The organism is Clostridium sp. BSD9I1, assembly GCF_900185645.1.
Taxonomy (GTDB): Bacteria; Bacillota; Clostridia; order Clostridiales; family Clostridiaceae; genus Clostridium_AK.
In genome coordinates, this window is record NZ_FYAM01000023.1 from 251,861 (window position 1) to 278,374 (window position 26,514).

Genomic DNA, 26,514 nt, shown 5'->3' on the forward strand with positions numbered 1-26,514 from the left:
GGTATACCATGAATTTCAAAGAAATCTTTGAAAAAATCAAAAGTGAAACAAAGGAAAAAATATTTGGCAATAAGATAATTGCAAACTTTATAATAATATTCTTGGTGGGAGTTTTAATTTTGGTAGCATCGAGTTTTTTCAAAACAACAGGAAATAATGGGAAAGCACTATCTGTGAGCAGTAATCCTGAAAACAAGGAGGAAAATATACAAAATAACAAAAATAGTGAGGAGGAGGAAGATTTAAAATTTGATTTAAAAAATATTCTTCAGCAAACTGATGGGGTTGGACGTGTAGAGGTTATGATTTATTTTGAAAGTGGCGAGGAACAAGTGCCAGCATTTAATGTTAATGATTCAACAAATCTAACAGAAGAAGTTGATAATGAAGGGGGTACTAGAAAGACTACACAAAAAAATAATGGAAATACTGTTGTCATAACAAATGATGGAGATCAAACAAAGCCGCTTATTATAAAGACAAATAAACCTAAGATAACTGGAGTTCTTGTAGTAGCAGAAGGTGCTGAAAATAAAGTTACTGAATATAGAATAAGAAAAGCTGTAACTAATTTATTTGATATACCTGACAATAAAGTTAATGTTTATCCAATGAAAAAATAGCATATATGTTAATTTTAAATCATATAATTTTGTAAAAAGATAAATGGGGGGAATTTTGTATGAATAAAAAACAAGGCATTATCATTGTAACTTTACTTGCTCTAATAGTATGTATGGGAGTTTTAGCAACAAAACTTAATAATCCACTTTATACCCAATCTGGAGGAGAAAAAAGTGCAATTTCACTAAAGAGTAATGACAAAAATGCTAAAAATACTTCCAGTTACTTTGTAGAAGCTAAAATGGCACGTGACAATAAAGTTACACAAACTTTGCAGAACTTAAAGGGTATAATGGAGGATAAGAACATATCTCAAAAGCAAAAAGATAGTACAGCTGAGCAATACGCTGCTTTAGCAATGTCCTATAATTATGAAACTAAGATAGAATTAAATCTTGAAGCTAAGGGTTATGAAAATTCAGTATGTCTTTTAAATGGAGATAAGGCTACAGTTATAGTAAAAGGCAATCCTAGTGAAAAGCTTACTGATAAACAGTTAAGAGAAATCCAAACTATAGTAGTAAATGAAGCTAAAATTAAAAACGTAGAGGTTTCTGTAAGAGAATAATTAATTTGATATAATAGGATGTATTTGATATAATGTACTAAAGATTAAACTTTTGCCAAAGTGTAAAAGATAAGTAACCAGGAGGTGTAATAATATGGAAGAAAGCATGAGCAGAGAAATAGATATGGGCATAGTTAAAATATCCGATGAAGTAGTAGGAGTTATAGCAGGTCTTGCTACTACAGAAATTGAAGGTATAGTTGGTATGAGTGCTTCCGTGGTTGGAGGTATAACTCAAATACTTACAGGCAAGAAGAATCTTTCAAAGGGAGTAAAAGTTACTGTAGGTGAAGATAGCTCAACTATAGATTTACATGTAGTGGTAGAATACGGCATTAGAATCCCAGATGTAGCATTAAAGGTTCAAGAAAATGTTAAGAGAACAGTAGAAGCTATGACAGGTCTTAATGTTGATGCTGTAAACATCCACGTTCAAAATGTTATTATTCCTAAGATGGATGAAGGAAATGTTGAAGAAATAGAAGAATAAATTTCACCCTCTGTTAAACAGAGGGTGTTTTCATGTAAAATATAATTTAGTATAATAAAATAATGTATAATACATGGCTTTTGTTTAATAATTATTATTAAATATATTTATATAAGTATTTTAGGAGGTACAATATGAACAGAAAAAAAAGTAGAGAAGTAACTATGAAGCTGTTATTTGAATCAATGATAAAGGGTGAAGATTATAAAACCATATTAGATGACTTGAGGGAATCAAATGAAAGAGAAGATAGCACAATGGAACTTATGGGAATGAAGATTGAAGAAGACCCAGAAGATACAAGTTTAGATCAGGTAGATATGGGCTATGTTATAAATATGATGAAAAACATACAAGAAAACGAAGATATGTTAGATGAGAAAATAAAAAAATATTTAAAGGGATGGAAAATAAATAGAATTTCCAAGGTGGAACTTGCAATACTTAGATTGTGTACATATGAAATACTTTTTGAGGAGGATATTCCAGAAAGAGTTTCAATAAATGAAGCTATAGAACTTACTAAAAAGTATTGTGATGATAAATCTAAAAATTATATAAATGCCGTACTTGATAATATAGCAAAAGAAGTTAAAGGAGAGTTATCTTAAATGGGAGTACCTATAGATGGCAAAAAGGTTGCATTAAGTTTTAAAGAAGAGCTTTTAAACCTTATTAAAGAAAGGATAAGAAATGGATTAAATGCACCTTGCATTGCAAGCGTATTAGTAGGAGAAGATAAAGGTTCCCTATTTTACTTGAAGAATCAAAGCAGGGTATGTGAAGAACTTGGAGTAATCTTTAAAAGCTTTATAATGGATAAGGACTCAACAGAAGAGGCAGTAATGAGAAAGATTAAAGAATTAAATGAGGAAGATAGTATACATGGGATTATACTTCAACTGCCACTTCCAGAGAACTTGGATGAAGAAAAAATAATAAATTCTATAAGTCATTTAAAGGATGTAGATGGACTTACAGATATAAATGCAGGAAGATTTTATAAGGGAGAAAAATGTTTTATTCCTTGTACTGCTCAAGGAATATTGGAACTTATAAAAAGTACTGGAATAAATATTTCAGGTAAAAATGCAGTAGTTCTAGGAAGAAGTACTATTGTAGGTAAACCTGTTGCGCAACTTTTAGTTAATGAAGATGCTACAGTTACTATATGTCATTCTAAAACTCAAGATATAAGAAAGATATGTAGAGAAGCTGATATAGTGGTTGCAGCGGTTGGTATTCCAAAGTTTGTTACAGAAGACTTTATAAAGGAAGGTTCAGTTATTATAGATGTAGGTTTTTCAGTGGTTAATGGTAAAATGACTGGAGATGTAGATTATGAAAATGTAATACATAAGGCAGGATTTTTAACTCCAGTGCCTGGAGGGGTTGGATCTATGACTCCTATAATGCTGATTAAGAATACATGTGAGGTATTAAAATAATGTATCTAAAAACTTTAACAGTTTCAGATATAAATAATTACATAAAAAAAGTAGTAGATAATGATTTTATATTAAATAATGCAGCTATAAGTGGCGAGATTTCTAATTTCAAACTTCATTCATCAGGTCATATGTATTTTTCATTAAAAGATGAATACAGTAAGATTAATTGTGTTATGTTTAAGGGAAGCACTAGAACATTAAAGTTTGTTCCTGGTAATGGAATTAAGGTTATAGCTAAAGGAAGAATTTCAGTATATGAAAAGGATGGGTCTTATCAGCTTTATTGTAATAGTATTGAACCTGAAGGATTAGGTGAATTATATATAGCCTTTGAAAAGTTGAAGAAAAAGCTAGAGTTAGAAGGATTATTTAATGTTGAACATAAAAAGCCTATACCAAAGTTTGCGGAAAAAATAGGAGTTATTACATCTCCTACAGGAGCGGCTATACGAGATATAATAAACGTATCTAAGAGAAGAAATAATAACTGTCAAATAATTATATATCCTTCACTAGTACAGGGGCTAGGTGCTAGTGAGGATGTAATAAGAGGAATTAATACCTTTAATAAAATGGGTGATTTAGATACAATAATTATTGCAAGAGGTGGAGGATCTATTGAAGAACTTTGGGCATTTAATGATGAAAATTTAGCAAGAGCTATATATAATTCTAAAATACCTATTATTACAGGAATAGGTCATGAAGTGGATTATACTATTGCTGATTTTGTCAGCGATAGAAGAGCTCCTACACCTTCTGCTGCTGCAGAAATTGCAGTATTTAATAAAGAAGAAATATTAAATTCTGTAGCAAATTATAAAAGTACCTTAAATTATCGTATGATGCAGCTTTTAAAAGATAGATATAATAATATAGAAAATTTAAAAAGGAATCTAGAAATGAACAGTCCTGAAAGAATAATAGTAAATGAATATCATAAATTAGATAAGATCAAAGAAGCATTAAACTATAATATTAAAACTAATTTAGATTTAAAAAAACAAAAGCTATCTAAATCTAGTGCACTTCTTTCAGCTCATAATCCATTGAATATATTAAGTAAAGGATTTGCTGTTATCGAATCAATGGATGGAAGTATAGCATCATCTTTAAACAAGTTACAATCACTCCAAGAAGTGAATATAATATTAAAGGATGGAAAAGGGCAGTTCAAGATAGAAAAAGCTTAAGGAGGGAGTTTATGGGGAGAAAAACTGAAAGCTATGAAGGATTAATGGCTAAATTAGAAGAAATATTAAGTAACATGGATAGTGGCGAAATATCTTTAGAGGACTCGATGAAAAAGTATGAAGAAGGTATTAAAATTTGTAATAAGCTTTATAAGATTTTAAATGATTCAGAAAATAAAATTAAAATACTTATGAATGAGGGAGAAGAAAACTTTGAATATCAATAAGGGGAAAGAAGAAGTAGAATCTTGGCTCAAAGATTATTTCAAAAATAAAGATTCCTATAATAAAAAAATATATGAAGCAATGAGTTATAGTTTAAATATTGGAGGAAAGAGAATAAGGCCTATTTTAACTATACTAACATATGATATGTTTGAAGATAATTATGAAGAGATACTTCCTTTATGCGGAGCTTTAGAGATGATTCATACATATTCACTTATACATGATGACTTGCCATGTATGGATAATGATGATTTAAGACGAGGAAAACCAACAAATCACAAAGTCTTTGGAGAAGGGTTAGCTGTGCTTGCAGGAGATGGACTATTAAATGAAGCTTTAAATATACTTCTCAAACTTTCATTAAAAGAAGATAGGAAATGGGCAAAGGCAGCACTACTCATTGGAGAAGCTTCAGGGGTAGAGGGAATGATAGGCGGTCAAACTGTAGACATATTAAGTGAAAATGAAGATATACCTAAAGACAAGCTGCATTACATTCATAGCAAAAAAACTGGTGCACTTATAAAAGTTTCTATACTTGCTGGAGCAATATTAGGCAAAAGTACAGAGAAAGAATACAATATATTAAACGAGTTTGGAGAGAAACTAGGATTGGCGTTTCAAATAAAGGATGATATATTAGATATAATAGGTGATTCAACGAAGATAGGCAAAACAGCAAAAAAAGATATAGAAAGTAATAAAAGTACTTTTGTAAAACTATATGGATTAGAAGAATCTAAACAGATGTGTTTGAAATTAACAGAAGAGTGCTTAGAGCTTTTAAATAAAATAGATAAAAATACAGAAAGCCTTGAAAAACTTACATTAATTCTCCTAAAACGGGAATATTAAAAAGTTGACTTTTTAACATATTAGGTATAAAATAGGTTAGCATTAACATAGATATTTATAATGTTTTTAATATATATCTAAACTATATAATAGTGTAACATTTAAAAAGGTGGTGCAGTATTCTAGTCGGGTAAGTATCTTTTGAAGGCGGGGCTAAAAATCCGTCAAAGGGCATATCGATGAAGTTCCTTGTGCTGGCTTATGACGCCCAGTCATGGGTTGGTGCTGGGAGTAAGGAGGATGGGGCAGCCGCAACGGCATGCGGGAACTGACCCTACCTTCGCGGAGACCATTTATTGTATAAAAGGTTAGATACCTTTTATACGAAAATGGATTAAACCTGCAATGTGGTGAAGAGCTATGTGCAGTGTAGCCTGCCTTGAGTGGTTTAGGGGGAAAGCAGTAACACCATTTAATTTTGGCCAAAATTAAAGGAATCTGTTTGCTGAAACCTAAGTTGCAAAAGAGGCTAGGGAGATACCTAACTGTTGAGGAAAACTCCTAGACTGTTCTACTTGAAATATGCTGAGGATTGCAGTGCGGACTAAGTGGCAATCCAGTCCTGCTCTTGGCAACAAAGCAGATAGGGAATTAAAGGGAAACCGCCAAAATGGCGACATTTAGGTTGACCTATGGGAAATCCTACTGGACCTAAGCCGCAAGGTTTACTCAGTTTATTACCACCTTTTTATATACATATTTTGGAGGATATAAGTTTTGGACGTTGACGGTAAAATTAATTCTAATAGTTCGAAAAAAAATAATAAAAAAAAGAAAGAAACAAGCTGGGTAGTGACCATAATATTATGGTCTATATTAATATCTGGTAGTGTTAATCTTTTGTCCGATATGCTACTAAGAAATGTAAATATATTAGTAGCTTTTGTTATATTAATTTTTATAATAATCTTAGGTGTTGTATTTGATATAATAGGAGTGGCGGTTACTGCAGCTCAGGAAAAACCTTTTCATGCAAAGGCAGCTAAAAAACTTCCTGGAGCAAAAATTGCAATAAAACTTATAAAAAATGCAGATAAGGTATCTAATTTTTGCAATGATGTAATAGGGGATATATGTGGTATAGTAAGTGGAGGAATAGGAGCTTTAATTTTGGCAAAAGTTATTATAGCATTACCTGAATTAAATGCTGCTCTTATTTCAGCTATTATAGGATCAATTATAGCAGCAGCTACAATAGGCGGAAAGGCTGCTGGAAAAAGTTTTGCGATGAACCAAAGTAATAAAGTAATAGATAAAGTATCTAAGATTATATATTTTATAAAAAAGGATAGATAATTATGATAAATATTTTAAATGAATATAAAGAACCAAATGACATTAAGAATATGACTATAGAGGAATTAAATAGTCTAGCTAATGAGATAAGAGGCTTTCTAATAGAGAATGTTTCCAGGACTGGTGGGCATTTAGCATCAAATCTTGGAGTAGTAGAACTTACGTTGAGCTTGTACAATATATTCAATTTTAAAACGGATAAAATAGTATGGGATGTAGGGCATCAATGTTATGTTCATAAAATATTAAGTGGAAGAATGAGTGAGTTTAAAACTTTAAGAAAATATGGTGGACTTAGTGGTTTTCCTAAAGTTTCCGAAAGTGAATATGATCATTTTCAAACAGGTCACAGCAGCACTTCTATTTCTGCAGCATTAGGTATGGCAAGAGCTAGAGATTTAAAAGGTGAAAAGAATGAAGTTCTAGCTGTAATTGGTGATGGAGCTTTAACCGGTGGAATGGCTTTTGAAGCATTAAATGATGTGGGATACAGTAAAACTAAGATGATAATAATATTAAATGATAATCAAATGTCCATAGGTAAAAATGTAGGTGGAATGTCTGCATATTTAAGCAAAATAAGAATGGAGCCTGGATATGCTAAATTAAAACAAGATATAGATGGAATCTTAAAAAAGATACCTAGTATAGGTGACAGTATGGCTCGTACCTTAGAAAGAGTTAAAAATGGCATAAAACAGATGGTGGTTCCAGGAATGCTTTTTGAAAACATGGGAATAAAATACTTAGGACCTATCGATGGACATAATATTAAGGAAGTAAGTGAAATTTTAGAAAAAGCAAAGTCAATTAATGGACCTGTAATCATACATATTGTTACTAAAAAGGGTAAGGGATATAAATTTGCTGAAATGAATCCAGGAAAATTTCACGGTATAGGACCATTTAACTTACAAAGTGGTGAGGTTGCTGTGACAGGAGGAATATCATATTCCAAAGCTTTTGGTAATGCAATGGTTAAATTAGCAGAAGAAGATGATAGGATAGTTGCAATCACCGCAGCAATGAAGGATGGGACAGGACTTCAGCAGTTTGAACATAAATATAAAGGCAGGTTTTTTGATGTAGGTATAGCAGAACAGCATGCAGTAACTATGGCAGCAGGAATGGCCTCTCAAGGTCTAAAGCCAGTATTTGCGGTATATTCTACATTTCTTCAAAGAGCTTATGATCAAGTAGTACATGATATATGTATTCAAAAGCTTCCTGTAATACTTGCTATTGATAGAGCAGGAATAGTAGGTGCAGATGGAGAAACTCACCAAGGAGTATTTGATTTGTCGTATTTATCTCATATACCCAATATGACTATAATGGCTCCAAAATGTGTAGAAGAAATGGAACCTATGTTTAAATGGGCATTAAATCAAAATAGTCCTATAGCCATAAGATATCCAAGAGGTGGAGATGTTTTAGATTTAAATTTAAACCCTGTAACTGAATTTAAATATGGTAAGTGGGAAACAATTTATGATGAGGGAGATATTAGCATAATAGCAGTAGGAAAGATGGTTCAAAATGCATTAATTGCTAGAGAAAAGCTATTAAGGATGGGAATTAAAATAGGAGTTGTAAATGCAATATTTGTAAAGCCTATAGATATTGAGCTGTTAAGTAAGTTTTCTAAAACAAAAAAAATTATTATTACCGTAGAAGATAACATAGTTACAGGAGGATTTGGCTCTTTGGTGTCAGAATATATCCAAAGTACAAATTCAACGGCTAAGGTTATAAATTTAGGATTTAAAGATGAATTTATTCCTCATGGTAATGTAGATGTCTTTTATAAAGCTAGCGGTATTGATAGTGATGGAATAGTAGAAAAAGTAATAAAATTTATATAAAAAGGAGTAGAGTATGGCAGAAAGTAAATTAAGACTGGATATACTTTTAGTAGAAAAGGGTATCTTTTCTTCAAGAGAGAGAGCGCGTGCAAGTATAATGGCAGGAGAAATATTTGTAGATGGACTTCGAGTTGACAAGTGCGGAGAAAAAGTCAAAACAACTTCAAACATAGATTTTAAGGGAGAAAAAATGCCCTATGTAAGTAGAGGAGGATATAAGCTTGAAAAGGCAATAAAATCCTTTGAGATAGATCTTAAACATAAAGTATGCATAGATATAGGTGCTTCAACAGGTGGGTTTACAGATTGTATGCTTCAAAATGGAGCATGTAAGGTATACTCTATAGATGTAGGATATGGACAGTTAGCTTGGAAACTTAGAGTAGATCCAAGAGTAGTATGCATGGAAAGAACCAACTTTAGATATGTTACCTATGAAGAGATAGGAGAATATGCAGATTTTGCAAGTATAGATGTGTCTTTTATTTCTTTAGAAAAAATAATTCCTGCAGCAATAAATTTATTAAATGATAAAGGTTCTATAATGGCATTAATAAAACCTCAATTTGAAGCTGGAAGGGATAAGGTTGGTAAAAAAGGAGTAGTAAGAGAAAAGTCAACACATGAAGAGGTAATACTAAAAATAGTAACATTTATTAAAAATATGGGTCTTAACATTATAAACATAGATTATTCCCCTATTAAGGGACCTGAAGGTAATATTGAATATTTAATATATTTTACTAAAAACAATGAAATATTCTCTGATTTCAAAGATGAAAAAATAAAAGATATAGTAAATTTATCTCATGGACAATTAGACGAGGTAAAATAATGAAAAATATAGGGATTAATGTAAATACAGATAAGGATATTAATGGGAATATATTAGCTTCTATTGTACAAAAGATAAAAAATCAAGATAATAATATCAATATAAAAGTATATAAGGATTGTAATGGGCTAGAAGATGAAGAAAGCAAAGATCTTGATGTGGTAATTGTACTTGGTGGAGATGGTACCATACTTAATACATCTAAATATGTTTCTAAATATGGTGTACCTATCTTGGGGATAAATATAGGACATTTAGGTTTTTTAGCAGAGGTAGAAAGTGCGGATTTTAGTTTTGCTATAAAAAACATTTTAAATAATAACTATACTTTAGAAAATAGAAAAATGATACAATGTGCTATTGAATTTCCTAATGATCAAAGAATACTTTATGCACTAAATGATGTAGTTATAGCTAAAGGTGCTATTGGAAGAGTAGCAAAATATAAAATTTATGTAAATGATAACTATTATACTACATTTGTATCTGATGGAGTTATAATATCAACTCCAACAGGATCCACAGCCTATTCTCTTTCAGCAGGTGGACCCATAATATATCCTACGTTAGATGTGATAAGTATCACACCTATTTGTTCCCATTCATTAGGGATGAGAAGTATAGTCCTTCATGGGGATAGTAAAATAAAAATTACAACAGAACGTAGAAGAAGCAATATACATGTTGCAGCAGACGGACTTGAGTCAGTAGATTTAGGCATTATAAATGATATAATAATAGAAAATGCGCCATATAAATGTAAGCTTATAAGATTAAATGGAGAAGATTATTTTAGTATTTTAAGAAAAAAATTATATTTATAACGAAAGAATGTGAAGGTGAAATATATGAAGGTAACTCGTCACGCCAAAATATTAGAACTAATTACTGGTAAAGACATTGAAACACAGGAAGAATTAGCAGAGGAACTTAGAAAAGGTGGAATGAATGTAACTCAGGCAACAGTATCTCGTGATATCAAAGAATTAAAACTTATAAAAGTACTATCAAATTCAGGAAAATATAAATATGCAACTATAATGCATACTGAAAACTATCTATCAAATAAGCTTGTAAATATATTTACTCAAACTGTCACAAGTGTAGAAAATGTAAATAATTTTGTGGTTATAAAGACATTATCCGGCTCAGCTTCAGCAGCAGCAGAAGCCATAGATACACTGCATTTTCAGGGGATTGCTGGAACGCTTGCAGGGGATAATACTATATTTGTAATGGCAAGAACCGAGGAACAAGCTTCAATTATAACGCAAAGAATGAAAAAAATGTTATTAGAACAGGAGGATTAAAGATGCTTCTTCAGTTAAATATTAAGAACTTTGCTTTAATTGAAGAATTAAGCATATCGTTTGATAATGGATTTAACGTGCTTTCTGGAGAAACAGGAGCAGGAAAGTCTATATTAATTGATGCTATAAATTATGTTTTAGGAGGCAAATTCAATAGAGATTTTATACGAACAGGAGAAGATAAAACCTTTGTAGAAGCTATATTTACTTTAGAAAATGAGAAGTCTAAGGAAGAACTTATAAAGCAAGGTATAGAATATGAGGATTGGATAATAATAAGCAGAGAAACATTTCAATCAGGAAAAAGTATTGCTAAAGTAAATGGAAGATCAATTATTCTTTCTCAACTTAAAATGCTTACAGAGACTCTAATTGATATACATGGACAACATGAAAATCAAAATTTATTAAGCTATTCTAATCATATAACCTATTTGGATTACTTTGGAGAAGAATCATTAAAAAAATATTTAAACAAATATAAAAATCTATATAAAGAGTTAAATGAAATAGAAAATAAAATATTAAATTTGGCAGGAAAAAATGGAGAAAGAGAAAAGACAATAGATTTTTTGAAATATCAATTAGAAGAGATAAATGCTGCTAATTTGAAAATGGAAGAAGAAGAAGAGCTAGAAGAAAGATACAATATACTATCTAACTCTGAAAAAATAAATAAGTCTTTATCGTTAAGCTATAAAATGTTATATGACGGAGATGAAAACACATCTTCTATAATTGACGGCATAGGATCTATAGTAAGAGATTTGAAGTCTGTAGAAAATCACATGGAAAAAATAAAAAAAATATCTATTTCATTAGAAGAAATCTACTATAATTTAGAAGAAAATACAAGAGATATTAGAGAGATTAAGGACACTATATATTATGATGAAGAAGAATTGAATATTATAAACAGCAGGCTTTTTCAAATTGGTAGTTTAAAAAAGAAATATGGAAATAATATAAAAGAAATTTTGAATTATAGAGATAAAATAAATGTGAAATACGAAGAACTTATAAATAGTGAGGCTATAATAGAAGAATTAAATCATAAAAAAGAGATTATAATAAAAGACCTTAAAGAACAGGCGTTTGAAATACATTCACTTAGAGAGAAATTTGCAAATATTTTGGAAGTTAAAATAAAAGAAGAATTAAATTATATAGGCTTAGAAAAAAGTACTTTTAAAGTTTCTGTAGAATTAAAAGAGGAATTAAATGAAAATGGACTAGATAAGGTTCAATTCTTAATTTCTACTAATCCTGGAGAACCACTAAAGCCATTAGAGAAAGTTGTATCAGGTGGGGAATTATCGAGAATTATGCTAGCTTTAAAAACAGTATTTGTAAATAAAGATAAAATTCCATCTGTAATTTTTGATGAAATAGATACTGGAATTAGTGGAAGAATTGCACAAAGTGTAGGAGAAAAAATGTATAGTATTTCTAAGACACATCAGGTTTTTTGTGTAACTCATCTTCCACAAATAGCTTGTATATCTGATGTTCATTATCAGGTTGCTAAAGAAGTTATAAACAATAAGACATATACATCTATAAATAAATTAAACGATAAAGAGAAAGCACAAGAAATAGCTAGAATGATAGGCGGAACAGAAGTAACTACTCTTACATTGAGACATGCTGAGGAAATGATAGCCTTAGCTAATCGTAAGAAACTAGACATGTGATTAAAAGTATATAAAAGAAGAAAAGGGTTACAATAAATAATGTTATTGTAACCTTTTTTTTGATTTTAATTATTAATTTTAGTTTAAACAAGTAATACTTAACTGCTTATACAAAAGAATAATAACATAATAAATTTTTGAACTGGGCAACTTAAGGATATAAAAAGAAAGACAGGAGGTATAATGATGAGAAAATTTAAAATTAAATATACACTTTGTTTTGTGTTATCCATCCTGTTATTTACTTTGGTTGCCTATTATCAAGCCTTCAATATACCAACTACAATTTTTATAAGAGAAGGAGAGAAGCTTGAATCAAGCAATATAATAAAATTGGTTCAAGAAAATACTGTAAGTGCATCTAGTAGATTAAATAGCCAAAGTAAAAATGTAAATGTAAGTTTACTTGGAATATTAAAGGTTAAAACTGTAGAAGTAAAGTCAGTTCCAGAAGAAATAAAACTATACCCAGGAGGGCAACCAGTAGGAGTAAAGCTTAAAACAAAAGGTGTTTTAGTAATTGCATTATCAGATGTAGAAACTTCCAAAGGGAAGATTACAAGTCCAGGGGCTCAATCAGGTATAGAAATTGGAGATAATATTATTGAAATAAATGGTGATAAAGTTACAGGTACGGAAAAAACTTCATCTTTAGTCAATATTGCAGAAGGGAAAGATTTAAATGTAATTATAGATAGACAAGGAAAAACAATGGAGAAGGTTATAAAACCTATTAAAGACATAAATGGAAAATATAAAATTGGATTATGGGTAAGAGACTCTACTGCAGGAGTTGGAACTTTAACATTTTATGATGATGACAATAAGATCTTTGCAGCATTAGGTCACCCAATAACAGATGTTGATACAGGGTCAATACTTCCATTGGGATCAGGACAAATAATAAATTCATCCATCGTTTCTGTAAGAAAAGGTGTAAAAAGGGCACCAGGAGAATTAAAAGGAATATTTATTGATGAAGATATAGTTCTTGGAAAAATTTCAAGAAACAGCGAATGTGGTATTTTTGGTAAAGCAAATTTAGAACTTAAAAATAAGTATGCAAAAAAAATGCCTATAGCTTTAAGACATGAAATAAAAGAAGGTCCAGCAAAAATATATACTACTATTGAGGGAAATCAACCTAAAACTTATGATATAATAATTGAAAAGTTGCTTCCACAAAGTGCGCCGGGACCTAAAAGTATGATAATTAAGGTTACTGATAAAGAACTTTTAAATAAAACCGGTGGTATAGTACAGGGAATGAGTGGAAGTCCTATAATACAAGATAATAAGATAGTTGGTGCAGTAACACATGTTCTTATAAACAAACCAGATACAGGATATGGTATATATATAGAATGGATGTTAAAAGAAGCTGATATGGTGAAATATAACAATTAACAATTTAATAAATAGTTAGTATAATAGAATAGATAATGTATAAAAATATTGTCTATTCTATTATAGTTTTGATAAAATATTTTTTTATTTAGAAGGAATTCTCTATCTTTTGTCGAATTTATTATTTGTTAAGATATGGGAATTAATTTGAAAAGGGGAGTAGGTTTATGGTAGATTCAAAAATTAATGTAGTTATTGCAGACGATAACAAAGAATTTTGTAACATTTTAAATGATTATTTATTAAATCAAAGAGATATTGTGGTAGTTGGTATAGCTAAGGATGGTTTAGAGGCTTTAAAATTAATTGAGGAAAAAAAGCCTGATTTAGTTGTTTTAGATATTATTATGCCGCATCTAGATGGATTAGGAGTTCTAGAGAGACTAAATGGGATGAATATAGATCCCATGCCTAGAATAATAGTTCTATCTGCAGTAGGACAAGATAAGATTACTCAAAGAGCAATTACATTAGGAGCAGACTATTATGTTGTAAAACCATTTGATATGGATGTGTTTACTAAGAGAATAAGACAAATGTTTAATAACACAATATCAAGCGATGAAGTAAAAAGAAGTGTTCCAATATCAGAAAATATTGAAGTAAGAGTTAATAAGAATGAACCCATGGACTTAGAAGCAGAAATCACAAATATAATCCATGAAATAGGGGTTCCTGCTCATATAAAAGGGTATATGTATTTAAGAGAAGCAATTACAATGGTTGTAAATGATATGGAACTTCTTTCAGCAGTTACTAAGGAGCTGTACCCATCTATTGCTAAGAAATTCAATACAACTGCAAGCAGGGTAGAAAGAGCTATAAGACATGCCATCGAAGTAGCATGGAGCAGAGGTCAAGTAGACACTATTAACAGGCTCTTTGGTTATACAATACACACTGACAAAGGCAAGCCTACAAACAGTGAATTCATCGCAATGGTTGCTGATAAATTAAGACTTAAAAATAGAGCATCAAATAATGCCTAAAATAATCATTTAAAATAAAAACTCCGTAATTTTTACGGAGTTTTTATTTTAAATGAATTTATAGATGTTTATTAGTATATTTTCAGCTCTTTATTCATAAATATTAAGAGGTGAATAACAAGGGGGAAAATATATGAGCAGAAATAATTTTGTTCTGGGCTTAAATGATCATATAAAAGAAAATTTTTGGCTTTATGTTATAAGCTTAATATGTATATTCACAGGAATGGTACTTGGAGTATATACAGTAAAATATATGGGAGAGATATATAAAACAGATTTAATTAGTTATTTTCAAGGTTTCACTGAGTATTTAAATACAGAAAACTTGAATTATAAGGGAGTATTTTTAAATACTATAAGAAGTAATATTCCATTTATATTATTTATTTGGTTATTAGGAATGACCATGGTAGGAATTCCTGTAATACTTATAATTGGAATTATAAAGGGATATACATTAGGTTTTACAATAAGCTTTATAATTAATTCAGTGGGATTAAAGGGAATAGGTATTGCAATATTTGGAGTTATTATTCAAAATATAATATATATACCTTGCATGATAATTGCATCAGTGCTTGCTATGGAATTTTCGCTTAACTTTCTTAAAGAAAGAATTGACAGAAGAGTAAAAGAAAATATATGGATTAAGATGTTAAGTTATTCTTGTTCATTTTTGGCCATAATAGCTGTAATGTTTGTTGGATTCTTTATGGAAGCCTATATAATTCCTAATATATTAAAAATAATTATATAAAAAATTTCTTTATAAATCATATAGGACATGCAGGGAGGAGAAATTATGAATATAAGAATTTTAGAAGAGTCTCTAGTTATAAAAATAGTAAAGTGTTTTTTTATACTGCTATTCTTTGGAGAAATTTTTCCTTTTATTTTAGACATATTTTTTTATTACTTTGTTGATAAAGTAGCTGTTTATGATAACAGTATTTTAGTATACAATATTATTAATAGAAATATTGACATATTATATAATTATATATATATATTTCAGGAATTTTTAAAATATTAAAGGATTTTTCATCGTTTTGTGGAAGTAATATATTATAAGATACATAGGAGAAGAAAAAACATGGATGAATTTCTATTAAGGTATATTAATTATTTAAAGAGTAAAAATATGAGTAAGAATACTTTAGATGCATATAAAAGAGATATAGATAGATTTTTAAAATTTATTTTACTTAGGAATGAGGATTTAAATGGTGTAGATGATATAAGTATAATGGCTTTTGTTCAAGAACTACATAAAAATAAAAAGGCTAATTCATCTATTGTAAGAAACATAATTGCTATAAGAAATTTTTACAAATTCCTGAAGAAGCAGGGGATTATAAATGAAGACCCTGTCATAAATTATGAAATACCTAAAATAGAGCGTAATATGCCACAAATACTTACGCTAGAAGAAGTTAATAAACTTCTTAATTCACCAGATTTAACAACAGAAAAGGGCGTAAGAGACAAAGCTATGCTGGAGGTAATGTATGCTACTGGAGTAAAGGTTACTGAACTTTTAAATATAACAACCTTTGATGTTAATCTTAAGTTATCCTATATAAAATGTAGAGGAAGCAAAAATAAGGAGAGAATAATACCAATAGGAAGTTATGCTGTAGATTGTATTAATAATTATCTTAAAATAAGAAGCTTACTTAATATATATAATTTAGAATATTTATTTTTAAATTTACAAAGTACTAAAATGACAAGGCAAGGTTTCTGGAAGATAATAAAACAATATGCAAAAATAGCAGGAATAAATAAAGAAATAACCTCTTACACATTAAGGCATTCTTTTGCAGTTCATCTTTTACAAAATGGAGCAGATATAAAATCTGTTCAAGAACTTTTAGGTCATAAAGATATGGCTGCAACTCAAATATATTCAAGTATATCTAGGAAAAGCAAAATTGCTGAAGTGTATAAAAAGGCACATCCTAGGGCATAAAGGGAGGACATTGTATGAACTTAGAAAAGGTAAAAGAAAGTGTTGATTTTATAAAATCAAAAATAGATATTTCTCCTGAAATAGGAATAATTCTTGGGTCAGGACTAGGAGATTTAGCAGAAAAAGTAGAAAATAAAGTTATAGTGAAATATGAGGATATACCTAATATGCCTAAGTCTACTGTAGTAGGTCATGCTGGGCAGTATGTATTTGGGAAATTAAGTGGAAAAGATGTAGTAATGATGCAAGGAAGAATTCATTATTATGAAGGACATCCAATGGAGATAATAGCTCTTCCTATACATATAATGAAGTTTTTAGGTATAAAGACTTTAATAGTTACAAACGCAGCAGGAGGAGTAAATACAAGCTTTAATCCAGGAGATTTAATGATAATTACAGATCATATAAATTTTGTATTTAATAATCCATTAATAGGGAAAAATGATGAAGAAATTGGGCCTAGATTTCCAGATATGAGCATGCCTTATGATAAGGATTTAGTTAACTTATCAGAAGAAGTTGCAAAAACTCATAATATAAATATTCAAAAGGGAGTTTATGTTATGATGCCAGGACCAACCTATGAAACGCCAGCTGAAGTAAAAATGATAAGAATAATAGGTGGTGATGCAGTAGGAATGTCTACTGTACCTGAGGTAATAGTTGCAAAACATGCAGGACTTAAAGTTCTTGGCATCTCATGTATTACAAATATGGCATCAGGAATACTAAATCAACCATTAAATCATCAAGAGGTAATAGAGACGTCTAATAGAGTTAAAGATACCTTTACTAGACTTATTACAAATATTGTAGAAAAAATGTAATTATAAGGAGCGGCTAAAGCATGGGAAGTTTATTACATAAGATAGAAGATGCAAAGAAATATATACAAGGTATAGATAGCAGCAAGTTTGACACAGCAATAATACTTGGAACTGGGCTTGGAAGTATAGTAAATAATATAGAGAATAAAAAAGTAATAAAATATCAAGATATCCCTGGATTTCCTGTATCTACAGTTACAGGTCATAAGGGAGAATTAATTATTGGGGAATTAGAAGGTAAAAAAGTAATAGCTTTTAATGGAAGATTTCATTACTATGAAGGATATGCCATGGACCAAGTAGTATTTGGAATAAGGGTAATGAAAGCTTTAGGTATAGAAAATGTATTAGTTTCAAATGCTGCAGGTGGAATGAATCCAGAGTTTGAACCAGGAGATTTAATGATAATTACAGACCATATAAACTTTATGGGTACTAACCCACTTATAGGGAGAAATTTTGAAGAATTAGGACCAAGATTTCCAGACATGTCTAGCGCATATAATAAAGATTTAGTAAAGCTTGCTTTTGAGTGTGCGACAAAACTAAATATAAAGGTTCAAAAGGGAGTATATGCAGCAGTGTCAGGACCAACTTATGAAACACCGGCGGAACTAAGAATGCTTAGAATATTAGGTGGAGATGCAGTTGGAATGTCCACAGTACCAGAAGTAATAGCAGCAAATCATATGGGAATGAAGGTGCTTGGAATTTCATGTATAACTGATATGGCTATAGCTGATAATTTGGAACCATTAGATCATTCAAAGGTAGTGGAAACAGCAAATAAGGCAATGGCTAAGTTTGTTAACTTAGTAAAGGGAATAGTAAAGAAATTATAGTTAATAATTATTGATTTAAGTAGGATTTCTTCTGGTTTTTCAGAAGAAATCCTTTCTAACTCTTAATTATTAACTATTGATTAAACGGGGTGATATGCATGAGAATGTATGATATTATACTAAAAAAAAGAAATGGCAGTGAGCTTAGTAAGGAAGAAATAGAGTATTTTGTGCAAAATTATACTAATGGCAATATACCAGACTATCAAGCATCTGCATTACTTATGGCAATATTTTTTCAAAAGATGAGTAAAAGAGAGACTGCAGATTTAACTATGGCTATGGCAGAGTCAGGTGATATTTTAGACTTATCTAAAATCAATGGAATAAAAGTAGATAAACATAGTACAGGAGGGGTAGGTGATACTACTACACTGGTACTAGGACCTATGGTAGCAGCACTTGGAATACCAGTAGCTAAAATGTCTGGAAGGGGACTTGGTCACACAGGAGGGACTATTGATAAGTTAGAAGCTTTTAAGGGATTTTCAGTAGAGATGAGTGAGCAAAAGTTTATAGAAAACGTAAACAAAATAAAACTTGTAGTAGGGGGGCAAACAGGTAACTTAGCTCCTGCAGATAAGAAGCTTTACGCATTAAGAGACGTTACAGCTACTGTAGATAATATATCTCTAATAGCATCTAGCATAATGAGTAAAAAAATTGCTTCAGGTGCTGATGCAATTGTCCTAGATGTTAAAGTTGGAGAAGGGGCCTTCATGAAAACTAAAGAAGATGCCCATAGACTTGCACAAGAAATGGTAGATATAGGTCATCATGTAGGAAGACAGGTAATAGCTATAATTTCGGATATGGATCAACCGCTAGGCTTAGCAATAGGAAATGCTTTGGAAGTTAAAGAAGCTATAGATACATTAAAGGGAAATGGACCTAAGGATTTATTAGAATTATGCTTAGCTTTGGGATCTCAAATGGTGATTTTAGCTGGAAAAGCTGTTAGTGATGATGAAGCAAGAAAGATGCTTATAGACACAATTGAAAGCGGCAAAGCATTAAATAAGCTTAAGGAGTTTGTGATTGCACAAGGCTCAGCAACTTCATGTATAGATGATACAGATAAGCTACCTAGATCAGAGTTTTTAATTCCCGTAGAAAGTAAAGAGGATGGATATGTAAATAAAATACATGCAGAAAGTATAGGAATTATAGCTATGGAATTAGGTGCTGGAAGAGCTACTAAGGAAGATATAATAGATCTTTCTGTTGGAATAGTTTTAAATAAGAAAAGAGGAGATAAAGTAAAGAAAGGTGACATTTTAGCATATATACATGCTAATGATATAAACAAGGCAGAGAAGGCTAAAAAAGACATATTAAATAATTATGTAATAAGTGATAAGTATGAAGATATAATTCCACTCATATATGATATAGTAAAATAATATTAGAGAGAGCATTACGTCATAGTGTAATACTCTCTTTAATTTTTTTAAAACATTTTTAGTGGATAAATTTCTAAAATGCAGGAGAAAATACTATTGAAAGGAAGGAGGAATATTAGACATGAAAAAAATCAATAAAAAAATCATAAGTAAAATTTTAATAGGGGCACTTATTTTTAGTGGCATATCCTTTTCTCCTGTAAAGGCTAAGGCGCAAGAAGAGGTAGGAATTCAAGTTGAAGCAAAATCTGCGCTACTTATGGAGCCAAATTCAGGCAAGATATTGTATGAAAAAAATTCTCACGAAAAGTTAGCTCCAGCCTCAGTAACTAAGATAATGACTATGCTTTTAGCAATGGAAGCAGTAGATTCAGGTAAAATTAAGCTTACAGATAAAATGACTGTTAGTGAAAATGCAAAGATGAAGGGTAAGAATGGGAATAGTAGCATGCTTTTAGATACAGGTGAGGTTAGAACTGTAGAGGAGATTCTAAAGGGTATAGCTATAGCATCAGGTAATGATGCAGCAACAGCTATGGCAGAATATCTATCTGGAAGCGAAGAAGCATTTGTAAAACTTATGAATGATAGAGCACAAGAATTGGGTATGAAAGACACAACCTTTAAAAATTGTTCTGGACTTTCAGCACCAGGACATGTAACTACAGCATATGATATTTCACTTATGTCAAGAGAACTTTTGAAACACTCTATAATATTAAAATATACAGGTACATATATGGAGACTATATCTGAAGGTAGAAAATCACCTATAGGCCTTGTAAATCATAATAAGTTAGTAAGATTTTTTAAAGGGTGTGATGGACTTAAAACCGGATTTACCAATGAAGCTAAGTATTGCATATCTACCACAGCAGTTAGAGATGGAGTAAGAGTTCTTGCAGTTATAATGGGTGCTCCAACTTTTAAAGTAAGAAATAGAGACGCAAGTATGCTTATGAATTATGGATTTTCTAAGTTTGAATCTAAAAAGGTTGTAGAAAAGGATAAAGATATAGAAAAAATAAAAATAGGTAAAAGTGAAGATAAATTCTTTATGGCCAGGGCTTTAGAAGATTTAAATATTACTTTAGAAAGAGGAGTCAATCCTAAAGTAGAAAAGAAATGTATAGTAAATATGGAGAAGAAGCGTTATAACAAGGGTGAAGTAATTGGCTACTGTGAAGTATATGTAGATGGTAAGTTATCAGGTAAAGTTAAGATATATTGTGATAGAGATATCCAGAGATCTAACTTCTTAGATAATTTAAAGTTTAATTTTAAAAATTTATTTGATAAATCTGTATAGCATTATAAGCTATGTTAGGAGATAAAAGTTTATATTCTTAACATAGCTTAATTTTTTATAGTATACTTATGATAAATTTATATATTTTTGTGCTTCAGATAACAATGTCTCTTTTTCATTTAGTAATTTTTCATCAATTACAGATTCGAGTAATTGATTTAATAGTTTTCCAATACTTTTCCCAGGTGGAATACCAAGAGCAATTAAATCTTTTCCGGTGATAGCTAAATCTTTTAATGTGAAACAATTATTTTCTGTAAGCACCTCATTTAAGAGTTCTTCAATTGTATGAATTTCTTTTAAGCGATTAGCTAAATTAGTGGGAGACTGAGCTAAAGCATCAGCTCTTTTTACTGAAAGTAGTCGCTTAAATTGTAATGCACTACCATCTAATTTCCATAACATTTTTTTAACACTTGGTTTTGTTGGGTGAATCATAATGTCATGATATTTAATTAATTCTATAATATCTTTTAAGTCAGCTGCATTAATTCCTTCTGCATTTGTCATTTTCATTCTCTTAAAGATTTCAGATGTAATTTTAGCAGAAATATCTGCATGACCATAAAAATGACCTATTCCTTGCCCATCGATAGTGTAGCAGCTTGTTTTTCCGATGTCATGAAAAAACATAGTCAATTTTAATATTAATCCTTCAACATTATTAGTTGCAACAAGTGTATGTTTCCAAACATCATAAATATGGTAGGGATTGTGTTGTTTAAACCCAACCATAGATTTTGTTTCTGGAATAATATATGTTATGATATCTTGAAATTCATCAAGTATATTAACTGCATTTTTACCTTGAAGCATTTTTACAAATTCAACTGTAATACGTTCTTTAGAGATATTTTTTAATAGTTCTTTATTTCTAAGCATAGCTGTTTTCGTAGATTCTTCAACTTTAAATCCCAGCGTAGATGCAAATCTAATGCCTCTTAAAATTCTCAAAGCATCTTCTTGTAATCTTTTATTTGCATTTCCTACACATCTAATAATTTTATCTTCAATATCAGATACTCCATTAAAGGGGTCTATAATTCCCTGAAATTCATTGAAAAAGATAGCATTTTGAGTATAATCTCTGCGGCTTAAATCTTCTATTAAATTCTTTGTAAAATATACATTGTTTGGTCTGCGGCAATCAGAGTATTCACCATCTATTCTGTAAGTAGTAATTTCAATTTCTTCACCATCCATAATAATAACAACTGTGCCATGTTTTAGTCCTATACCAAGCTGTTTAAAGTCTCTGAACACTACTTGGATTTCGGCTGGTGTAGCAGATGTGCATATATCCCAATCATGAGGCTCTTCCTCCATAATAGCATCACGGGTACATCCCCCCACAACACCTGCTTCAAAACCTGCATCAACTAACATTTTTATTGCTAAAGCAGGATTTTTAGGTATATGTATTTTAAAATTCATTTATATTCCTCTGCTTTCTTTTATTTGATAACATAATGTTTTGTACTAATTCTTTACTTTTTTCTTTAAAGTATACTATATAAAAAAAAAAATCAATACTTTAAAAGATAAAAGGGTAAAATTATTCAAAAAACTTTATCAGAATCGACATATTAAATCTATTTTTTTAAAAAATAGACAAAGTATTAGGATTTAATTATAATAAAAGGGATAGAAGTGGTTGAACGATATTATATTAGGGGAGATATTAAATGGCATTAAATATAAAGATTTCTAACTTTGAAGGACCTTTTGATTTATTACTACATCTTATTAAAAAAAATGAAATGGGAATATACAATGTTAGAATATCTGATATAACTACTCAGTACTTAGAGTACATAAGTAAAATGAAAGAAATGGATTTAGAAATTACTTCGGAATTTATAGTTATAGCTGCTACATTGCTTGAAATAAAGTCAAAGGAACTTCTACCTAAAGAGAAAAAGGACGAAGCTGCTATGGATTTAGAAGAAGACACTGAAAAAATATTAATTAACAAGCTTATAGAATATAAAAAGTTTAAAGCTGCATCTGAATTTTTTAAGAACAGAGTTGAACATATGGGAGTAATGTTTAGTAAAAAGCCAGAAATAATAGAGATAAAAGAAAAAAAACAAGAAAATATATTAAACAACATTACCATGTTAGAATTGTATAATTTATATATTGAAATTATGAGAATTTATAATAGTAAAATAAATTTAAATTTCATCCCAAGAGAAATTCATGTGGAGAGTTACAAAATAGAGGATAAAATGATGTATATTTCTGAACTAATGCATAAGAACAAAAAAACAGTTTTCTCTAGCTTAGCTGAAAGTTGTAACGAAAAAATTGAGGTAGTAGTTACATTCTTAGCTTTATTAGAGCTCATAAAGTTACGAAGATTAAAAATAGTACAGGAAGATAACTTTAAAGAAATTTACTTGGAAAGGGTTGACGAAGATGAATAAAAAGGATATTAATCAAATAGATTTAATAGATGCATCTATTAAGGATAGGTACAAGTCTATTATAGAATCTTTACTATTTATGAGTGGGGAACCATTAAATATAAAAGAAATAAGTAATATAATTGAATGCGACATTGATTATACAAGGGAAATATTAAACAATATGAAAGATGAATTTGGAAAAGATAATAGAGGAATAAAATTAATTCAATTAGAAAGTAATTTTCAATTAGTAACTAAGGAAGAAAATAGCAATTATGTACAAAAACTTTTAAAAACAAATATAAGACAATCCCTATCACAAGCGGCTTTAGAAACTTTAGCTATAGTATCATATAAACAACCGATTACAAGGATTGATATAGATGAAATAAGGGGAGTGAAAAGTGATAGAGCAATACAAACTTTAGTAGAAAAAAAGTTGATAAAAGAATGTGGAAGATTAGAGGTTCCAGGAAAACCTATATTGTATGGAACTACTGAGGAATTTTTGAAACATTTTGGCCTTGAAAGTTTAAAGGCACTTCCAAGCTTAGAACAAATATTAGATGAGTTTAAAGAAGAAGGAAATGAGGAAGCAGCCAGCTCAATATAGTAAATTGAGCTGGATTTTTTTGTAATTTTATTTAGATAGGGTGATTTTTATTATCCTCTGATTTGCAAATAATAACATCATCTTCTGTATCAGAATTTTTTCTAAAACCTTTTAGTAACTCTATAATATGAGGAATGTTGTCTAATACTTTATCATAAGGGTTATCCGGTGAAATTGATAACATTCTTAATGAATTTTCCTTTGCTACTAGAAATGCTACTGGTTTCACACTAACTCCTGCACCAGATCCCCCTCCAAAGGGATACTTAGAATTTTCCCTATCTTTAGGTTCACATTTTTCTAATTCACTTCCACCGCAGGCAAATCCAAATGAAACTCTAGATATAGGAATTATCAATGATCCATCTTTAGTTTCAACTGCATCACCTACTATTGTATTTACATCTATCATGCTTTTTATATTTTCCATTGTTGTCTTCATAAGATTATCAATTGGATGATTTTCCATAATTAAGCCTCCTTAAATTCTCCTTTTGTTTTATGTATATATTTATTGTTTCTATAGGATTTAAATAGTATTAACCCTATAGTAAAACATATATTAATAATTTGAACTATATTTATATAAATTATACTTTTAATTTCCAAGTCTAATTTGCTTCCATTAAAATCTGGCATAGCATTTAACTGAAGTTTTTTAATTTTAAAAAGTGAGGATAGTATATTTTGCAATGGAACAAAGAATGAATTTAAGAGTCCATAACTTAATCCTGTTAAGGCAGCATCTTCAAAACCATAATCTAAGTTAAAGTCTAGTTTTAAGCTAGGTTTTAACTTGCTTTTACAAAAGCGATGAAATATTTGCTTAATAGTATGCTTATCAAAGGCTTTTTTAAAATCAACGGTAAGTTTACTTTTTTCTTTAACTTTAGCAACGGTTGTAGGCATATTTTTTAAATCTTTAGAAGGATAAAGGGAAAATTTATAAAATCTTATAATAAGTTTATTATTTTTATAAAGTATATATATCTTTAAAGGTATTGGAATAAATAATAAAAAAATTATAAGGAAACCAATAAAAATTTTCATAATATTACCAAATCCTCCTTCAATAATTTTTATTTTAACCATATAAATAATTATTATGCATTATAAAATTAATTTTATAAGAATTAAAACGAAGCTTTGGAGGCAAAATAAAAAAGAGCGAGGTGATAAAAATGAAACATTATACAAGATTTATTGCAAAATTTATAGGGGCTTTTCTAAGTATAATTTTAACTTTGTCTAATATAAGTACAGTAAGAGCTCAAAGATTAGATAAAACTGAGAATCTCTCAATAAATGCGCGAGCATACATAGCTTTGGATGTAAATTCAAAGTCAGTACTTGTGGAAAATAATTCAGAAATTATAATGCCTATGGCAAGTACTACTAAGATATTGACAGCATTAGTAGCATTAAAATATGGAGATTTGGATAAAAAAATTGAAATATCTAAAAGATCAGCTGGTATACAAGGTTCTACTGTAGGATATTCAAAAGGAGAAAAAATAAGTTTACTAGAACTTATATATGGATTAATGCTTAGATCTGGAAATGATGCAGCAATTGCCATAGCTGAAGGCATAAGTGGAAGTGTAGAAGAGTTCGTTAAAGTTATGAATGAATATGCTTTAAATTTAGGATTAATAGACACACATTTTTATTCTCCTCATGGCTTAGATAATGAAGAACACTACACTACAGCTTATGATATGGCATTAATAACTTCTGAAGCTAAAAAAAGTGACATATTCAATAGAATCGTAAGATCAAAACAAGTAGATGGAAACGCATATGGATTTAGCAGAAGTTATAATAACATAAATAAGATACTTTGGCTTATGCCTTTTGCTGATGGAGTGAAAACTGGATATACAGGTCAAGCAGGTAAATGTCTTGTTACTTCTGCAGATTTTAAGGGACATGAAATTGTAATAGTTGTTTTCAATGCTCCGGAAAGATGGAAGGAAACTATAAAAATATTTAATTATATTGAAAAGAACTTTGAGTATAAAAAGTTCTTTAGTAAAGGGGATATAATAGCACATGGTCCTAAGGTAGATCCAAAAATAAGTTTGCAGTGTAAAAATGATATAGTTCTTCCAATCAAAAATGGAGATGATTTTGAAGCGAAAATAATAATACCAAAGGAAATAAAAGCAGGTATAAATAAAGGAGATAATGTAGGAAGAATATGTATATTGAATAAAGATAAAATAGTATATAGTGATAATTTAGCCGCTGGAAATGATTACAAAATAGGCTGGCTTAAAAAAATAAATATATTTAATAGAATTTCAAAAAAATAATAATCATACAA

Annotated in this window: 29 protein-coding genes; 26 read left to right on the forward strand and 3 right to left on the reverse strand. The window is 29.9% G+C overall.

The genetic code is table 11. The annotated features are described in order from the left end of the window. Positions 1-8 precede the first annotated feature (8 nt). From spoIIIAG to BSD9I1_RS08750, 23 genes are all read left to right on the forward strand, one after another. Positions 9-623 (forward strand): stage III sporulation protein AG, encoded by a 615-nt coding sequence (gene spoIIIAG / locus BSD9I1_RS08640; protein ID WP_035306998.1) that lies wholly within the window; start codon positions 9-11, stop codon positions 621-623. Positions 624-682: 59 nt separating this feature from the next. Continuing rightward, positions 683-1,192, forward strand: coding sequence for a SpoIIIAH-like family protein (locus BSD9I1_RS08645; RefSeq protein WP_035306996.1), 510 nt, complete (start codon positions 683-685; stop codon positions 1,190-1,192). 94 nt (positions 1,193-1,286) lie between these two features. Continuing rightward, on the forward strand, positions 1,287-1,682 hold the full coding sequence (locus BSD9I1_RS08650; protein ID WP_035306995.1) for an Asp23/Gls24 family envelope stress response protein: 396 nt from the start codon (positions 1,287-1,289) through the stop codon (positions 1,680-1,682). Positions 1,683-1,816: 134 nt separating this feature from the next. Beyond that, a complete protein-coding gene (gene nusB, locus BSD9I1_RS08655) occupies positions 1,817-2,293 on the forward strand; it encodes a transcription antitermination factor NusB (RefSeq protein ID WP_186430010.1) in 477 nt (158 codons plus the stop codon). Further along, positions 2,294-3,130, forward strand: coding sequence for a tetrahydrofolate dehydrogenase/cyclohydrolase catalytic domain-containing protein (locus BSD9I1_RS08660; RefSeq protein ID WP_186430011.1), 837 nt, complete (start codon positions 2,294-2,296; stop codon positions 3,128-3,130). Next, positions 3,130-4,326 carry an exodeoxyribonuclease VII large subunit gene (gene xseA / locus BSD9I1_RS08665; RefSeq protein ID WP_186430012.1) on the forward strand — a complete coding sequence of 399 codons (1,197 nt, stop codon included), beginning with the start codon at positions 3,130-3,132 and terminating at the stop codon, positions 4,324-4,326. Before BSD9I1_RS08660 ends, xseA begins: the two co-directional genes overlap by 1 nt. A gap of 11 nt (positions 4,327-4,337) precedes the next feature. Then, entirely contained in the window at positions 4,338-4,553 is a 216-nt protein-coding gene (locus BSD9I1_RS08670; RefSeq protein WP_186430013.1) for an exodeoxyribonuclease VII small subunit, read from the forward strand. Further along, entirely contained in the window at positions 4,522-5,409 is an 888-nt protein-coding gene (locus BSD9I1_RS08675) for a polyprenyl synthetase family protein (protein ID WP_186430014.1), read from the forward strand. Before BSD9I1_RS08670 ends, BSD9I1_RS08675 begins: the two co-directional genes overlap by 32 nt. A gap of 717 nt (positions 5,410-6,126) precedes the next feature. Then, positions 6,127-6,705, forward strand: a complete 579-nt coding sequence (locus tag BSD9I1_RS08680) for a hypothetical protein (RefSeq protein ID WP_242966445.1) — start codon at positions 6,127-6,129, stop codon at positions 6,703-6,705. A 2-nt stretch (positions 6,706-6,707) separates the two neighbouring features. Continuing rightward, positions 6,708-8,570, forward strand: coding sequence for a 1-deoxy-D-xylulose-5-phosphate synthase (dxs, locus tag BSD9I1_RS08685; RefSeq protein WP_186430015.1), 1,863 nt, complete (start codon positions 6,708-6,710; stop codon positions 8,568-8,570). 13 nt (positions 8,571-8,583) lie between these two features. Further along, positions 8,584-9,405 carry a TlyA family RNA methyltransferase gene (locus BSD9I1_RS08690; RefSeq protein WP_186430016.1) on the forward strand — a complete coding sequence of 274 codons (822 nt, stop codon included), beginning with the start codon at positions 8,584-8,586 and terminating at the stop codon, positions 9,403-9,405. Then, positions 9,405-10,229 (forward strand): NAD(+)/NADH kinase, encoded by an 825-nt coding sequence (locus BSD9I1_RS08695; RefSeq protein ID WP_186430017.1) that lies wholly within the window; start codon positions 9,405-9,407, stop codon positions 10,227-10,229. The genes BSD9I1_RS08690 and BSD9I1_RS08695 overlap by 1 nt, the downstream gene beginning before the upstream one ends. A gap of 24 nt (positions 10,230-10,253) precedes the next feature. Then, on the forward strand, positions 10,254-10,715 hold the full coding sequence (locus BSD9I1_RS08700) for an arginine repressor (RefSeq protein WP_035306976.1): 462 nt from the start codon (positions 10,254-10,256) through the stop codon (positions 10,713-10,715). Positions 10,716-10,717: 2 nt separating this feature from the next. Continuing rightward, positions 10,718-12,409 (forward strand): DNA repair protein RecN, encoded by a 1,692-nt coding sequence (gene recN, locus BSD9I1_RS08705; RefSeq protein WP_186430018.1) that lies wholly within the window; start codon positions 10,718-10,720, stop codon positions 12,407-12,409. Between the two features lie 186 nt (positions 12,410-12,595). Next, positions 12,596-13,816, forward strand: a complete 1,221-nt coding sequence (gene spoIVB, locus BSD9I1_RS08710; RefSeq protein ID WP_035306973.1) for a SpoIVB peptidase — start codon at positions 12,596-12,598, stop codon at positions 13,814-13,816. A gap of 167 nt (positions 13,817-13,983) precedes the next feature. Beyond that, on the forward strand, positions 13,984-14,805 hold the full coding sequence (gene spo0A, locus BSD9I1_RS08715) for a sporulation transcription factor Spo0A (protein ID WP_035306971.1): 822 nt from the start codon (positions 13,984-13,986) through the stop codon (positions 14,803-14,805). 133 nt (positions 14,806-14,938) lie between these two features. Next, the gene (spoIIM, locus tag BSD9I1_RS08720; protein ID WP_035306968.1) at positions 14,939-15,565 is read left to right on the forward strand and encodes a stage II sporulation protein M; all 627 of its coding nucleotides are present in this window, start codon (positions 14,939-14,941) and stop codon (positions 15,563-15,565) included. A gap of 45 nt (positions 15,566-15,610) precedes the next feature. Beyond that, on the forward strand, positions 15,611-15,841 hold the full coding sequence (locus tag BSD9I1_RS08725; RefSeq protein ID WP_035306965.1) for a hypothetical protein: 231 nt from the start codon (positions 15,611-15,613) through the stop codon (positions 15,839-15,841). A gap of 60 nt (positions 15,842-15,901) precedes the next feature. Next, positions 15,902-16,780: a site-specific tyrosine recombinase XerD gene (gene xerD, locus BSD9I1_RS08730; protein WP_035306962.1), complete on the forward strand. Its 879-nt coding sequence runs from the start codon at positions 15,902-15,904 to the stop codon at positions 16,778-16,780. Positions 16,781-16,794: 14 nt separating this feature from the next. After that, positions 16,795-17,610 (forward strand): purine-nucleoside phosphorylase, encoded by an 816-nt coding sequence (locus tag BSD9I1_RS08735; protein ID WP_186430019.1) that lies wholly within the window; start codon positions 16,795-16,797, stop codon positions 17,608-17,610. 20 nt (positions 17,611-17,630) lie between these two features. Further along, complete coding sequence (locus tag BSD9I1_RS08740; RefSeq protein WP_186430020.1) at positions 17,631-18,452, forward strand: purine-nucleoside phosphorylase; 822 nt, start codon at positions 17,631-17,633, stop codon at positions 18,450-18,452. A 98-nt stretch (positions 18,453-18,550) separates the two neighbouring features. Then, the gene (locus BSD9I1_RS08745; protein WP_186430021.1) at positions 18,551-19,855 is read left to right on the forward strand and encodes a pyrimidine-nucleoside phosphorylase; all 1,305 of its coding nucleotides are present in this window, start codon (positions 18,551-18,553) and stop codon (positions 19,853-19,855) included. A 121-nt stretch (positions 19,856-19,976) separates the two neighbouring features. Continuing rightward, a complete protein-coding gene (locus BSD9I1_RS08750) occupies positions 19,977-21,164 on the forward strand; it encodes a D-alanyl-D-alanine carboxypeptidase family protein (protein ID WP_186430022.1) in 1,188 nt (395 codons plus the stop codon). 66 nt (positions 21,165-21,230) lie between these two features. On the opposite strand, the gene BSD9I1_RS08755 is transcribed toward BSD9I1_RS08750, so the two are convergent. After that, positions 21,231-22,598: a CCA tRNA nucleotidyltransferase gene (locus BSD9I1_RS08755; protein ID WP_186430023.1), complete on the reverse strand. Its 1,368-nt coding sequence runs from the start codon at positions 22,596-22,598 to the stop codon at positions 21,231-21,233. A 251-nt stretch (positions 22,599-22,849) separates the two neighbouring features. Between BSD9I1_RS08755 and BSD9I1_RS08760 the strand changes: the two genes are divergently transcribed. Both BSD9I1_RS08760 and scpB read left to right on the forward strand, forming a co-directional pair. Beyond that, positions 22,850-23,593, forward strand: a complete 744-nt coding sequence (locus BSD9I1_RS08760) for a segregation/condensation protein A (RefSeq protein ID WP_186430024.1) — start codon at positions 22,850-22,852, stop codon at positions 23,591-23,593. After that, entirely contained in the window at positions 23,586-24,188 is a 603-nt protein-coding gene (gene scpB, locus BSD9I1_RS08765; RefSeq protein ID WP_186430025.1) for an SMC-Scp complex subunit ScpB, read from the forward strand. Before BSD9I1_RS08760 ends, scpB begins: the two co-directional genes overlap by 8 nt. Positions 24,189-24,219: 31 nt before the next feature. On the opposite strand, the gene ytfJ is transcribed toward scpB, so the two are convergent. Both ytfJ and BSD9I1_RS08775 read right to left on the reverse strand, forming a co-directional pair. Then, positions 24,220-24,657 (reverse strand): GerW family sporulation protein, encoded by a 438-nt coding sequence (gene ytfJ, locus BSD9I1_RS08770; protein WP_035306937.1) that lies wholly within the window; start codon positions 24,655-24,657, stop codon positions 24,220-24,222. A 2-nt stretch (positions 24,658-24,659) separates the two neighbouring features. After that, on the reverse strand, positions 24,660-25,238 hold the full coding sequence (locus BSD9I1_RS08775) for a DUF2953 domain-containing protein (protein WP_186430026.1): 579 nt from the start codon (positions 25,236-25,238) through the stop codon (positions 24,660-24,662). 131 nt (positions 25,239-25,369) lie between these two features. Here BSD9I1_RS08775 and BSD9I1_RS08780 point away from each other — a divergent pair, with 131 nt between their 5' ends. Continuing rightward, positions 25,370-26,503: a D-alanyl-D-alanine carboxypeptidase family protein gene (locus BSD9I1_RS08780; RefSeq protein ID WP_052085654.1), complete on the forward strand. Its 1,134-nt coding sequence runs from the start codon at positions 25,370-25,372 to the stop codon at positions 26,501-26,503. Positions 26,504-26,514 lie beyond the last annotated feature (11 nt).